At 72.1% G+C, this 12,026-nt stretch carries 12 protein-coding genes; 3 read left to right on the forward strand and 9 right to left on the reverse strand.

All coding sequences use genetic code 11. The annotated features are described in order from the left end of the window. Positions 1-2: 2 nt before the first annotated feature. On the reverse strand, positions 3-992 hold the full coding sequence (locus IG99_RS30650; protein WP_199815641.1) for a helix-turn-helix transcriptional regulator: 990 nt from the start codon (positions 990-992) through the stop codon (positions 3-5). 103 nt (positions 993-1,095) lie between these two features. Between IG99_RS30650 and IG99_RS30655 the strand changes: the two genes are divergently transcribed. Further along, positions 1,096-1,503 (forward strand): DUF3224 domain-containing protein, encoded by a 408-nt coding sequence (locus tag IG99_RS30655; protein WP_037679634.1) that lies wholly within the window; start codon positions 1,096-1,098, stop codon positions 1,501-1,503. A gap of 10 nt (positions 1,504-1,513) precedes the next feature. Here the strand turns inward: IG99_RS30655 and IG99_RS30660 are convergent, their stop codons facing one another. Together IG99_RS30660 and IG99_RS30665 are read right to left on the reverse strand one after the other, a co-directional pair. Further along, positions 1,514-2,002, reverse strand: a complete 489-nt coding sequence (locus IG99_RS30660) for a hypothetical protein (RefSeq protein WP_037679635.1) — start codon at positions 2,000-2,002, stop codon at positions 1,514-1,516. Then, the gene (locus IG99_RS30665; protein WP_037679636.1) at positions 1,992-2,387 is read right to left on the reverse strand and encodes a cupin domain-containing protein; all 396 of its coding nucleotides are present in this window, start codon (positions 2,385-2,387) and stop codon (positions 1,992-1,994) included. The genes IG99_RS30660 and IG99_RS30665 overlap by 11 nt, the downstream gene beginning before the upstream one ends. A gap of 100 nt (positions 2,388-2,487) precedes the next feature. Between IG99_RS30665 and IG99_RS30670 the strand changes: the two genes are divergently transcribed. Next, positions 2,488-3,411 (forward strand): hypothetical protein, encoded by a 924-nt coding sequence (locus IG99_RS30670; RefSeq protein WP_037679637.1) that lies wholly within the window; start codon positions 2,488-2,490, stop codon positions 3,409-3,411. A 56-nt stretch (positions 3,412-3,467) separates the two neighbouring features. Next, positions 3,468-3,953, forward strand: a complete 486-nt coding sequence (locus IG99_RS30675) for a carboxymuconolactone decarboxylase family protein (protein WP_037679638.1) — start codon at positions 3,468-3,470, stop codon at positions 3,951-3,953. An 89-nt stretch (positions 3,954-4,042) separates the two neighbouring features. Here the strand turns inward: IG99_RS30675 and IG99_RS30680 are convergent, their stop codons facing one another. From IG99_RS30680 to IG99_RS30705, 6 genes are read right to left on the reverse strand one after another with little or no spacing between them, the layout of a single operon-like run. Continuing rightward, positions 4,043-4,846 carry an aminotransferase class IV gene (locus IG99_RS30680; RefSeq protein WP_037679639.1) on the reverse strand — a complete coding sequence of 268 codons (804 nt, stop codon included), beginning with the start codon at positions 4,844-4,846 and terminating at the stop codon, positions 4,043-4,045. A 12-nt stretch (positions 4,847-4,858) separates the two neighbouring features. After that, positions 4,859-6,037, reverse strand: a complete 1,179-nt coding sequence (locus IG99_RS30685; RefSeq protein ID WP_037679641.1) for an FAD-dependent monooxygenase — start codon at positions 6,035-6,037, stop codon at positions 4,859-4,861. Next, positions 6,034-7,602 carry a class I adenylate-forming enzyme family protein gene (locus IG99_RS30690; RefSeq protein WP_037679642.1) on the reverse strand — a complete coding sequence of 523 codons (1,569 nt, stop codon included), beginning with the start codon at positions 7,600-7,602 and terminating at the stop codon, positions 6,034-6,036. Before IG99_RS30690 ends, IG99_RS30685 begins: the two co-directional genes overlap by 4 nt. Before the next feature lie 36 nt (positions 7,603-7,638). Then, positions 7,639-9,165 carry an AMP-binding protein gene (locus IG99_RS30695; RefSeq protein ID WP_037679643.1) on the reverse strand — a complete coding sequence of 509 codons (1,527 nt, stop codon included), beginning with the start codon at positions 9,163-9,165 and terminating at the stop codon, positions 7,639-7,641. After that, on the reverse strand, positions 9,162-11,279 hold the full coding sequence (gene pabB / locus IG99_RS30700) for an aminodeoxychorismate synthase component I (RefSeq protein ID WP_037679644.1): 2,118 nt from the start codon (positions 11,277-11,279) through the stop codon (positions 9,162-9,164). Before pabB ends, IG99_RS30695 begins: the two co-directional genes overlap by 4 nt. Before the next feature lie 30 nt (positions 11,280-11,309). Further along, positions 11,310-11,897, reverse strand: coding sequence for a putative antibiotic biosynthesis monooxygenase (locus tag IG99_RS30705; RefSeq protein WP_234312025.1), 588 nt, complete (start codon positions 11,895-11,897; stop codon positions 11,310-11,312). Positions 11,898-12,026: the final 129 nt, after the last annotated feature.

The following is a 12,026-nucleotide window of genomic DNA, read 5'->3' on the forward strand; positions in this document are numbered from 1 at the left end:
GCTCAGTCGGTCGAGTCGGGCAGCGGGGACGGCGTGTAGCGGGCCGCCAGGGCCGCTACCGCCTCGGTGAGCGCCCGGCGCAGTTCGGCAGGGGCGAGGACCTCGGCCTCCGGGCCCAGTCTGAGGAGGTCGCCGACCGCGACGGAGGGGGACTCGACGGGCAGTTCCACGTGGACCCAGCCCTCGTCGTCCGGTGGACCGGCGCCGTCCAGGGCGCGGGCGCCCGCCGCGCCGAACTGCATGGGGAGCAGCCGCTGGGCTCGGGGCGAGACACGCAGGTGCGCGGTGTCCTGGTACAGGGCGGCCTCCAGGCGCCGGGAGCCGGCCTCCCAGTAGGCGGCCAGATCGAACCCGGCCGGGCGGTCGAAGTCGTCGCCGGTGGGTTCCACGGCCAGGAAGCGGGAGACGCGGTACGTCCGGACCGCCTCCTCCACCTCTGCCACCAGGTACCAGATACCGCTCTTGAGGACGATGCCGAGCGGGCGCAGCTCGCGGTGGACCTCGCCGCGCCAGCGCCGGTAGTGCGTGCGCAGCACCTGCCGTTCCCACACCGCCCCGGCGATCGTCTCCAGATGCGGAACCGGGTCGGCGTCCCGGAACCACGCGGACGCGTCCAGGTGGAACCGGTCCTGTACGCGCCGGGCCTGCTCCGCCAGTTCGCTCGGCAGTGCCGCCTGGAGCTTGAGCTGGGCGGTCGTCAGCACCGCGCCGAGGCCCAGGTCCCGAGCGGGGCCGGGTACTCCGGTGAGGAAGAGCGAGGAGGCCTCGGCATCGGTGAACCCGGTCAGCCGGGTGCGGTAGCCGTCCACGAGGCGGTAACCGCCGGCCGGCCCGCGGTCGGCCAGGACCGGGACTCCCGACGCGCTGAGTGCCTCGACGTCCCGGTAGACCGTTCGGACCGACACCTCCAGCTCTTCGGCGAGTTCCGGGGCGGTCATCCGCCCACGGTTCTGGAGCAGCAGGAGCAGGGAGAGAAGCCGGTCGGCACGCATGGACGACATTGTCCGCCGTACCTGACAGGAGATGTCAGGTACGGCGGACAGACTCGTTCGAGCACTGCGGGAAACCCCCGCGAGACCGTTCGAGAGGACAGCCATGCCCACGCAGATCACCGGCCACTTCACCTTCGCCGACTGGCAGGAACGCACGGTCGGCCGGAGCGAGGCGAGTCCGAAGCTGGCGCACGCCTCCGTCCGGAACTCCTTCTCCGGCGGCGTCGAGGCCGCCGACACCACGTGCGAGTACAGCATCGTCTACGTCACGGAGAAGACCGGCACGTTCGCCGGGATGCAGGTGCTCACCGGCACCGTCGACGGGCGCAAGGGCACCTTCGCCGTCGAGGAGCGCGGCCGGTTCGTCGACGACGGCAGCGTGCACTGTGCCTTCGAGGTGGTTCCGGGTTCGGGCACCGACGAACTGACGGGCCTCACCGGCACCGGCGCCTACACCGCCCGGCACGGCGAGCCCACCGTGCCGTACACCTTCGAGTACGACCTGGGGTGACGGGTCGCGCTCACACCCGGCGGCGCTTGGTCCTGGCCTTCACGCGCTCGCGAAGCAGGTTTTGGTAGAAGGCCGACCCGTCGCCGCCGAGTCCGAGGTTCTCGCAGATGTCCGCCACCGTCTCGGCGTCCTGCGCGCTGCCGGTGAGTCCGATGTGGAGGAGGGTCCAGAGGCCCTCCTCCACTCCGGCACAGCACTCCTCGTCCGAGCCCGCGGCCACGAACTCCAGCGTCTGGAGGAGGACACCACGGGCCGGCGGTGAGATCTCGCCGGCCAGCGCCGACATGATCACGCGAACGGCGGGCGGTGTGCACGGGAAGGTGTTCGTACCGACTTCGACGTGGTTCTCGAGGGTGTGGCCGATCATCTCCCGTGGGGTTGCGGCGGTCAGGATCGCCTCGAACATCAGGGGCAGATGCTCGGCTGTGGCACCGCAGCCGCACTCCAGTGCGGCCCAGTCGACCCGCCCCAGTTCCGCCCTTACGAGATCACTCACCATGCGCCTCGGTCCCCTCCGTTTCGTCCCGCACCCGGTAGCCCGGGACCGACGGCCAGCGGACCGTCAGCACGACGGACTCCTCCTCGGCGTACCAGGAATGGTCCACGCCCCGCCCCCACACGACGTAGTCCCCCTGCTCGGCGAGGACGACGTCACGTCCGGGCAGTTCCACACGGAAGCGGCCGCTGATGAGGACCAGCAGGGCCGTGCGCTCCTCGCCGGTCACCCATTGGGCCCGCGTGTCGCCCCGCGGATGGACGCCCCACTTGATCTCGACGTCCTCGCTGTGCCGGGGATCGCCGACGTCCTTGAAGTGTCCGAGCAGCCAGCCCCGCTCCAGCGGCGCGTCCTTGCCCGCGTTGCCCACGTACACGCTGTCGTTCATGGTCGGGAAGCTAGCAGCAGGCCCGCCCCGCCCTCCCGGCCTCCCCCGTCGTGGCCGACCCGGCGTGCGCGACCGTCCGGACCGGTGGAGGCTGAGGGGCATGCAGCGCAAGGCAGCGAGCCGTGCGGGCTCCGGCGGCATGGACGTGGAGGCGGCGCTCGACGAGCTCTACACCACTGCGCCCGCCGACTTCGTCTCGCGCCGCGAGGTGCTGGCCGCCGCCGCCCGCACGGCGGGGCGTGCCGAGGACGCGCGCCGGATCCATGCCGCCCGCCGGCCCACGCTGGCCGCCTGGGCGGCGAACCGGTTGCTGCGTTCCCGGCCGGAGGAGAGCCGCCAGTTCCTGGAGCTCGGCCAAGCCCTGCGTGAGGCCTACCGCTCGCTTGACGCGGCCGAGCTGAAGGAGCTGTCGGCGCAGCGAGGGCGAGTCGTCGCCGCGCTGTCCCGGCAGGCCGTGGAGGTGGCCCGGGAGAACGGCCAGCGCCTCTCCGACGCCGTGCGGCAGGAGGTGGATTCCACCCTGCGTGCGGTGCTCGCCGACGCGGAGGCGGCCGACCGGTGGGCCACCGGACGGCTGGAGAGCGCCCTGACCCCGCCGTCCGCCTTTCCCTCCGGCTCGGCACGGCCCTCCTCCGCGGCACCCTCGGTGCCGCCGGAGAAGCCGACGGCTCCCCGCGCCCGGCAGCAGGACGAACTCGCCGAACGCCGCCGCCGGCGCCAGGCCCAGCTCGCCGAGGCCCGCAAGGCGTCCGCCGCGGCCGAGAGGCGTCTACGGGACCGCCGCACCCGGCAGACCGAGGCGGAGGCGGCCCTTCAGCGGGCCGGCGACCAGGAGGAGCAGGCCCAGCGGGACGTGTCCGCCGCCGAGGAGCGCCTGCGCCAGGCCCGTGAGAACCTCCGCCACTCGGCCGGGGAACACCGGCAGGCCGAGGACGACCACCGGGCTGCCGCCGACGCCCTCACCCGTGCCGAGCGGGAGGCCCGTGAGGCGGCGAAGGAAGTGAACCGCCTCCGCACGCCGTGAGCGAAATAATTCCGAACCCGTCTTCCTTTTCTCCCGCCACGGGTTAGAGTCACCGCATGGTCAAGAACGATTCCCCCTCCCGCGTTTCCCTTAAGAGCATTACTCCCGATGTATCCACAGCGATGGGCGGCCTGCACCGGGCCGCGGTTTCCGCAGCGCAGGTCGCCAAGGTCGAGGACGAGATTCTGGAGCTCGTCCGCATTCGTGCCTCACAGATCAACGGCTGTGCCTTCTGCCTGGACATGCACACCAAGGACGCCCGCGCCAAGGGTGAGCAGGAGCAGCGGATCCATGTGCTGAACGCGTGGCGGGAGACGCCGTTCTTCACCGAACGGGAGCGGGCGGCGCTGGCGTTGACCGAGGCGGTGACCCTGGTGCACGACGGGCGTGTCCCGGACGACGTGTACGCGCAGGCCGCCGCCGTCTTCGACGAGGCGCAGGTCGCGGCGCTCATCTGGGCGGCCACCGTCATCAACGCGTACAACCGGATCGCGATTGCCACGCGTATGGTTCCGGGCGCTTATCAGCCCGCCCAGAAGTAAATGGTTCACTGTTTCGAGAACGCACTTCAAGCGCCGGGTCGGAGTTTTATCCGACCCGGCGCTGTTGCGTGCGACGGCAATCAAGGAAATTACAGAGGGATCTCCGGAAGGGGTTCCGCAATTTCCTCCAGCCAGGCACGCCATTCCGCGGCGCGCGGCGCCGGGCCCGCGGTAAGGGACTGTCCCGTCCACGCCGTCACCGGGCGGATGCCGTGCAGGGCGTTCACCAGCCAGACCTCGAGACCGTCCAGTTCCTCCAGCGTCCGGTCGCGGTGGGCGACGCGGATGCCTGAGCGGGCGGCGCGTTCCTGGATGAGGCCGATGGTCACGCCGGGCAGGACGGGCAGGTGCGGGGAGGGCAGGCACAGGGTGTCGTCCTCCCACCACACGATGCTGGAGTTGGCGGCCTCCAGGACCAGCCCGGAGGGGGCGACCAGGACGGCCTCCTCGGCGCCGTGGGAGGCGGCCCGTGCACGGAGGCGGGCCAGGGTGGCGAGGTCCGGTCCCTTGCGGCGCGGCACACTGCGCGGGTCGGGCTGGCCCTCGGCCCAGACGCGCACGTCGGCTGCGAGGGGCGGGGCGGGGCGCAGCAGAAGCCGCAACCGGTGGGATTCCGCGGCCAGTTCGACTCGGGGGAACCAGTCGCCGGTGCGGGGCAGCGCCGCGGTGGCGTCCTGCCAGAACTCGATCAGGCGACGCAGCGGCGGCCCGCCGCTCTCGCCGCAGGCGCGCAGGAACCGCTCGCGGTGCCGGTGGTGGCCGCGCATGCGTCCCTCGCGCACGAGCCACGAGTCGGCGGCCAGCAGCTGCCCGCCGGTGTCCGGTTCGGCGGGGGTGAGTCCGCTGTCCGGGCGCCAGGCCAACGGGCCTTCCACGACGGCCGATCGGGTCATCGCAGCCTCCGTTCAGTACTTGCGGCCGGCGCTCGCCGGCGAGCCGTTGCGGGGACCGTAGGGCGCGTGTTCCAGCCACGCTCCGCACCATGGCAGGACCGGGGAGAGCGCGGCGGCCGCGCGCTGTTTGGCCCGGACGATCCGGCGCGCGGGGCGCAGGTGTTCCAGGGCCGTGCCCGCGGCCTCGCTGTTGAACAGGGCCGCCGCCCGGCGCAGGGCGGCGGCCTCCGCGACCGCCTCGGGAGTGCCCGTGGCGATGGCGTCGGCGGCCGCCGCGCCGTCGGCGATCCCGCTGTTCATGCCGCGCGCCCCGAACGGGGGGAAGAGGTGCGCCGCCTCCCCGGCGAGCAGCACCCGGTGGTACGGGTCGCTGAACGCCGCCGCGACCTTGCGCAGGAAGCGGTACGTCGACACCCACAGGACCCGGTCCTCGTACCCCTCCCCCACGACCTCGGGCAGCCACCCGCGGACAGCCTCCTCGGTGCCGTACGCCTCCTGGGTGTCGTCGTCGCGACACTGGAGGTCCAGCTGAAAGCCGCCGGTGAAGGGGACCCGCATGACGCTGCGGCCGCCGAGACCGGGGTGCTCGTAGTGGAAGACGCGCTCCAGCGGGAGTTCGGCGCCCGGCCGGTCGGCGATGTCGACGACGACGTGGAACCCGGCGGAGTGGACGCCCTCCAGGGGGATGCCCAGTTCGCGCCGTACGGCCGAGCGGGCGCCGTCGGCGGCGATCACGTGGGCGGCCGTCCAGGTGCGGCCGTCCTCGCCGGTGAGGACCACGGCGTCCGGCCCTGACCGTACGCCCGCCACCCGGGCGTCCCACACGAACTCCACCCCGGCGTCGTGGCAGGCGGCGAGCAGGAAACGCTCGGTCTCGATCTGGCGCAGGCTGGTGAAGGGCGGGGTTCCGGAGGGGGGCGGGAAGGTGCGGGCGTACACCTCGCGGCCTCGGTAGAGGGTGCGCTTGGTGTGCCAGGTCCGGCCGTAGGCGGTGATCCGGTCGGCCAGGCCCGGGCGCATGCCGTCCAGCAGCTGGAGGGTCTCCCGGTGGACGAACAGGGCGCGGCTGCCGGGCCGTACGCGGTCCTGCGGGTCGGCCTCCAGCAGGAGGACGGGGAGTCCGTGCGACCGCAGGGCGAGAGCGGCGGCCAGGCCCACGGGGCCGGCGCCCACCACGACGACCTGGCTCATGCGCGGGCGCTCTTGGCCAGCATGCGGGTGATCTCCACCCGTTTCACCTTCCAGGTGGCCGTCATCGGCAGGTCCTCGAACCGCCACTGCCGGGGCTGCGCCATGACGGGCAGGTCGGCGGTGGCCTCCCGCCAGCGGTCGAGGTCGAGGGCGCGCTCGCCGCGCACGCAGACGACGGGCACCGGCTCGCGGTCGACGCCGGGCACGATGACGACCTCGCGCAGTTCCTCCAGGCGGGACATGAGCGTGTCCTCGACCTCGAGATTGCTGTGCACGGAGTCGATCTGGTCGATCTCGCGGTCGATGAGGTAGAGGGCGCCCCAGCGGCTGCGGTAGCCCATGTCGCCCATCTGCCACCAGCCGCGGTCGAGTTGGCGCAGGTACTGTTCGCGGGCGCCGAGGTAGGTGAGGATGCGGCCCCTGGTGCGGGCCTCGATCCGGCCGGGTGTGCCGGGTTTGACGCTGCGGCCCGCGTCGTCGGCGACGCGCACCCTGGTGAAGCCGGGAATGCCGATGCCGACCCGGCGGCCGTCCATGCGGTCCGCGCCGCGCCGGGTGAGCCACTGGAAGGCGACCGGTCCGGTCTCGCTCTGTCCGTACAGCTGGATGAGCCACGGGGCGCGCCGCTCGGACGCACCGAGCAGCCGCCGCACGGTGCGCGGGTGGATCGCGTCGAACGTGGAGCCGTAGGAGCGCACGCGGGACAGGGGCGCTCCGGGTGCGTCCGCCAACTCCTCCCACAGTACGAAGGTGTTGGGATGGGTCTCGACGATGCCGGGGCGGTGCCGGGTGAGGATCGGGGCGACGTTCGCGGGGTCCGGGTCGGTGATCAGCACCAGCGGACTGCCGAAGCGCAGCAGGACGCCGAGCAGGTGGTAGAAGCGCGAGTGCACGAACGACATGTGCAGCGCCGCGGTCTCGCCGCGGGTGGGCCAGCCCATCGCCTTCTGCGGTACGAGCCGGTTCCACATGGTGTTCGCGCAGTGCACGGCGAATTTGGGGGTGCCCGTGGTGCCCGAGCTGTGGGTGATCAGGGCGGGTTCCCTGGAGTGCAGGCGCACCGGGCGGCGGGCCGGTGCGCCCGCGTACTTCTCCAGGGGTACGGCGCCCGGCGCGTCGTCCACGGAGAGGGTGCCCCGGACCAGCCCGGGCAGGTCGATGTCCTTCAGCGGGCCCTCCAGCTTGGCCCGGTCGGTGATCAGCCAGGGAGTGTGGAGGCGTTCGAGCAGCCGGCCCACGACGGGTCCGGCCAGGCCGGGTGAGAGCAGGGCGGGGACGGCGCCGATCCGGGACAGGGCGCAGGTCAGCAGGACGATGTCGACGTTGTCCGTCTTGTGGACGACCACTTCCTCGGCGGGGCGGACGCCCGCCTCCCACAGCTGTGCGGACAGCGAGTCGACGAGGTCGGCGAGGACGGTGTAGGTGAGGTCGACGCCCAGGCCGGGATTGACGTCGAGCGGCCGGTCGAGGGTGACGAAGACCGGGCCGTGGCGTTCCGCCGCCTGCCGGAACAACGGTCCGAGGTGGAAGCCGCGGTCGGTCAGCAGGGGCTGGTGCGTTCGCATGAGTCCGGTCCTTTCAGCTTCAGTGACGGTCATGACTCACCACGCGCCATGGCGGACGAGGTGACGGCGGAGCTTTCCGGTCGGGGTGCGGGGCAGCGACCGTACGAAGCTGACGCTGCGCGGGACCTTGAAGGCGGCGAGGTTGTCGCGGGCCAGACGGAGGATCTCCTCCTCCAGGCCCGCCGGGAGGGTGCCCGCTGGGACGACGAAGGCGCGCAGCCGACTCGCGCCGAGCCCGTCGGTGACGGAGACGACGGCCACCTCCGCGACCGCGGGGTGCGTGCGCAGCACGGACTCCACCTCCAGCGGGGAGACGGTGATGCCGCCGACCATCTCCATGTCGTCCGCCCGGCCCAGGTGGGTGTAGGTGCCGTCGGGTTCGCGGCGGGCCAGGTCCCGGGTGTTGAGCCAGCCGCCGACCAGGGTGCGTCCGGTCTCCTCGGGGCGGTTGAGGTATCCGGACGTCAGCGTCGGTCCACGCACCCAGAGTTCGCCCTCCTCACCGTCGGGCACGGGGTGGCCTGCGCGGTCGCGCGCTTCCACCTCGAAGCCCGGTACGGGACGGCCCACGGTTCCGGGGTGATTGTGCAGAAGGCTGTTGGCGCAGAAGGCGTGTCCGGCCTCCGTGGAGCCGATCTGCTCGAGGACGGGCGCGTCGAGCAGTTCGGTGAGCTGTGCCTCCAGTCCGGCCGGCATGCCCTCGCCGGCCGAGATCGCGGCCCGTACGCTCGCGAAGCAGGCGGTGTGTCCGCCGGCCCGGTCGGCCACCAGGGCGGCGTAGGCGGAGGGTACGGAGTAGAGCAGGGTGACCCGGTGCCGTACGACGAGTTCGTCCACGGCCGCGGGGGTGGGGCGGCGGTCGACGAGGACGGCCGAGGAGCCGGAGAACAGCGGGAAGACGAAGGCGTTGCCGAAGCCGTAGGCGAAGAACAGCTTGGACACCGACAGCGTGACGTCGTCGGGGGTGATGCGCAGCAGCCGGCGGCCGATGAGGTCGTGGTAGGTCTTCGGGTCGCCGTGGCCGTGTACGACGCCCTTGGGGCGGCCCGTGGTGCCGGAGGTGTACTGGATGTACAGCGGGGTGTGCGCGTCGACCGGGTGGGCGCTGGTGAGGGGCTCGGCGGTGTGGGTGAGCGCGACCAGTTGGTCGGCGCCGAGGCGGATGCGGTGCGGGAAGCGGTCGTCGAGTCCGGGACCGGTGACGCAGAGGGCGGCGCCGGTGTCCTCGGCCATGAAGACGTGGTCGTCGGCGGGGAGTTCGGGGTTGACGAGGACCGCTACGGCGCCGAGGCGGGCGGTGGCGAGGAAGGCGGTCACCCAGGCGACGGAGTCGGGCAGGGCGAGCAGCACCCGGTCGCCGGGGCGGACGCCGTGGTCGGCGAGGACGGTGGCGGCGCGGGCGGCGAGGTCGTGCACCTCGCCGTGGGTGACGGAGCCGTGGCCCTGGTGGAAGGCCGGCCGGTCCGTCCAGCCGCGCCGCTCGGCGAGGGTGGCGAGCTGGGCCGCCAGGTTGCCGGGCGCCTCGGTGTGAGCGGGCGGCAGCAGGGTCTGGGGTGTGGTCATCGGGCCGCCTCCTGTTCGGTCGGCGCGGCGGTGTGTGCCCGGTGGGCGCGCATCGGGGCGACGGTCTTGAGCAGCATCTCGTCGTACTCGGCCGCCGGGTCCGAGTCGAGGACGATCGCGCCGCCCGCCCCGAGGTGCAGCTCGCCGCCGGCGATCACCGCCGTACGGATCACGATGTTCAGGTCGGCGCCGCCGCTGCACCCGAAATAGCCGAGGGCTCCCGAGTACACCCCGCGGGCCTCCGTCTCGAGTCCGTCGATGATCTCCATGGTGCGCAGCTTGGGGGCGCCGGTCATGGAGCCGCCGGGGAAGCAGGCGCGGACGCAGTCCACGGCGTCCGTGCCCTCGCGCAGCCGTCCCTCGACGGTGGAGACGAGCTGGTGGACGGTGGCGTAGGTCTCGGTGGCCATGAGCCGGGAGACACGCACCGAGCCGGTCTCGCAGACCCGGCCCAGGTCGTTGCGGAGCAGGTCGACGATCATCAGGTTCTCGGCGCGTGTCTTGTCGTCCGCGGCCAGTTCGGCTCGCAGACGCGCGTCGTGGGCCGGGTTGTCACCCCGGGGCGCGGTGCCCTTGATGGGCTTGGCCTCGGCGACGCCGTTCCGGGTGATCCGCAGGAACCGCTCGGGCGAGGAGCCGGCCACGTCGAGGTCGCCGAAGCGCAGGAAGGCCGCGTGAGGGGCCGGGTTGACGCGGCGCAGGGCCCGGTAGAAATCGTACGAGTCGGCCGGTGCGGGCAGCCGGGCGGCGTTGGTCAGGCAGATCTCGTAGCTGGTGCCGGCGTGGAGCTCGCGCATGCAGGCGGCGATGTCGTCGAGGTACCGGGCGCGGTCGCGGACCAGCCACGGCTCGGCGGTGCCGGCGGCGGGCTCGGTGGCGGGGGGCGCGGTCGGGGCGCTCTGTTCCGCGACGAACGTGAGCCGGGCCGTGGTGGCGTCGAGCCAGTCACCGGCGTCCTGCGTGGCCTGCGGCGTGTCCTCGGCGAGGCAGACGGCGTAGGTGGCGCCCTCCTCGTGGTCCACGGCGATCAGACGGTCGGCGAACAGCCAGCAGGCGTCGGGGGTCGTGGCCCGGTGGCGGTTCGGGGAGCCGCAGTCGGCCTTCGTCTCGTAGCCGAGGTAGCCGACGTAGCCGCCGGTGAAGTCGAAGGGCAGGCCGGTGGCGTCGACGTGGCGGGTGGCCAACTGCCGCTTGAGGTAGTCGAAGACGGTGGAGCGGACCTTGCGTGGGGGCCGGCCGGGCCGCTCGATCTCGCACACGCCCGCCTCGACGTCGTAGCGCACGAACTCGGAGAGCGGGCCGCTTCCGTCGCCGAGGAAGGAGAAGCGGGCGTGGCCCTGTTCGACGCGGGAGCTGTCCAGCCAGAACGCGCGGGGCGAGTCGGCGTACATCGCCGTGAAGGCCGCCTCGGTGTCGACGGCGGTGGCCAGGCGGCGGTAGTGCAGCCGGTGGACGGGCGTGACGGCCCGCCGCTGGCGCGGGATGGACACGGCGCCCGCGGGCACCGCGGTGTTCTTCGTACGGGTGCGTCGGGCGCGTTCCGCGGTGAGGTTGCGGAAGTTGACGAGCATCCGGTGGCCGTAGTCGGTGAGCACCGACTCGGGGTGGAACTGCACGCCCCACAGGGGCCGGGTGCGGTGCCGCAGACCCATGACGACGCCGTCCTCGGCCCAGGCCGTGGCCTCCAGGGTCTCGGGCAGCGGCTCGGCGACGGCCAGCGAGTGGTAGCGCACCACGGCGAAGTTCTGCGGCAGCCCCTGGAACAGGTCCCGTCCGTCGTGGCGGACGGTGGACAGGTGGCCGTGGCGTGGCCGCGGGGCGGGCCCCACCCGGCCCCGCTCCCCCACCGCGATTCCCTGGTGGCCGAGGCAGACCCCGAGGACGGGGACCTCGGCGTGGGCGATGATCCGGGCGGCCACGCCGAAGTCGCGCGGTTCGGCCGGATGGCCCGGCCCGGGCGACACCACCACGTTGTCGAACCCGCGGAGATCGGGAATCTCCTCGACCGGGGTGTCATTGAGAACCACCGTCGGCTCCTCACCGTTCACCTCGGCGACGAGCTGGTACAGGTTGTACGTGTACGAGTCGTAATTGTCGATGAGCAGGGTCTTCACCCGCCCACCTCCCTTGCGTCGTTCTCGGCCCTACGCCGTCCGCCGTTTGTGCCGTCCACGGAGTGCCTGGAGCGGCGGATACAGCCATTTCTTGAGGAAGCGCTGGAGCCGCGGCATCAGAATCCAGGTGACAAGCGCTGTCACACACAGGCACAACAGCAAAGTACGGATCAGGGGATTGAGGGTTCCGAGATAGGGGAGCACTAATAGATTAAAAAGAAGCACGGGCGGGAAAACCGCGCTCATGTTCACGAACCACAGCTTCCACTTCGGGGGCGGCCGAGGTGCGGCCGGCGCGGCGGGCTGTGGGGCCTGGGCGTCGAACCAGCTCCGCGAGCCGACCACCGTGCGGCGTCCGCTCTCCCTGGCCAGTCCCTCCAGCCGGGCGTTCATCTGCACCCAGTCGAGGGAGTTTGCCCAGGTCCGAGCAGCTTCTGCAGTGCCGAAGCGGTAGACCACATGCCACTCCGCCTCTCCGTCGACGAGCACGCCACCCCCGAGAAAACCCGGCTGCCGCGCGCCTGAGCGCAGCACGGCCCACCCCCAGTTGTGGAAGTGGTCCTCGCGGCCCGGCACCACCGCGTAGGCGACGGTGACGGTAACGGGATTCCTGGTCACGCCATCCGATACGGGCGACCTCCACAGCGCGTTCAAATATTCAACGAACTTTTTTTACGCTGTCCGAATCGCAACTCTTTGGCGTCTTTTGGTGCGCCTTGTCATTGTCTGCCGACGAGATACCCGAGG

It is taken from the genome of Streptomyces griseus subsp. griseus (genome assembly GCF_000720255.1).
Taxonomy (GTDB): Bacteria; Actinomycetota; Actinomycetes; order Streptomycetales; family Streptomycetaceae; genus Streptomyces; species Streptomyces griseus_I.

Bases quoted from the DNA above. Each gene is read 5' to 3' on its own strand.
- IG99_RS30650 (WP_199815641.1), bottom strand. From the start codon at position 992: ATGCGTGCCGACCGGCTTCTCTCCCTGCTCCTGCTGCTCCAGAACCGT.
- IG99_RS30665 (WP_037679636.1), bottom strand. From the start codon at position 2,387: ATGAACGACAGCGTGTACGTGGGCAACGCGGGCAAGGACGCGCCGCTG.
- IG99_RS30660 (WP_037679635.1), bottom strand. From the start codon at position 2,002: ATGGTGAGTGATCTCGTAAGGGCGGAACTGGGGCGGGTCGACTGGGCC.
- IG99_RS30655 (WP_037679634.1), top strand. From the start codon at position 1,096: ATGCCCACGCAGATCACCGGCCACTTCACCTTCGCCGACTGGCAGGAA.
- IG99_RS30670 (WP_037679637.1), top strand. From the start codon at position 2,488: ATGCAGCGCAAGGCAGCGAGCCGTGCGGGCTCCGGCGGCATGGACGTG.
- IG99_RS30690 (WP_037679642.1), bottom strand. From the start codon at position 7,602: ATGCGAACGCACCAGCCCCTGCTGACCGACCGCGGCTTCCACCTCGGA.
- IG99_RS30695 (WP_037679643.1), bottom strand. From the start codon at position 9,165: ATGACCACACCCCAGACCCTGCTGCCGCCCGCTCACACCGAGGCGCCC.
- IG99_RS30685 (WP_037679641.1), bottom strand. From the start codon at position 6,037: ATGAGCCAGGTCGTCGTGGTGGGCGCCGGCCCCGTGGGCCTGGCCGCC.
- IG99_RS30675 (WP_037679638.1), top strand. From the start codon at position 3,468: ATGGTCAAGAACGATTCCCCCTCCCGCGTTTCCCTTAAGAGCATTACT.
- IG99_RS30680 (WP_037679639.1), bottom strand. From the start codon at position 4,846: ATGACCCGATCGGCCGTCGTGGAAGGCCCGTTGGCCTGGCGCCCGGAC.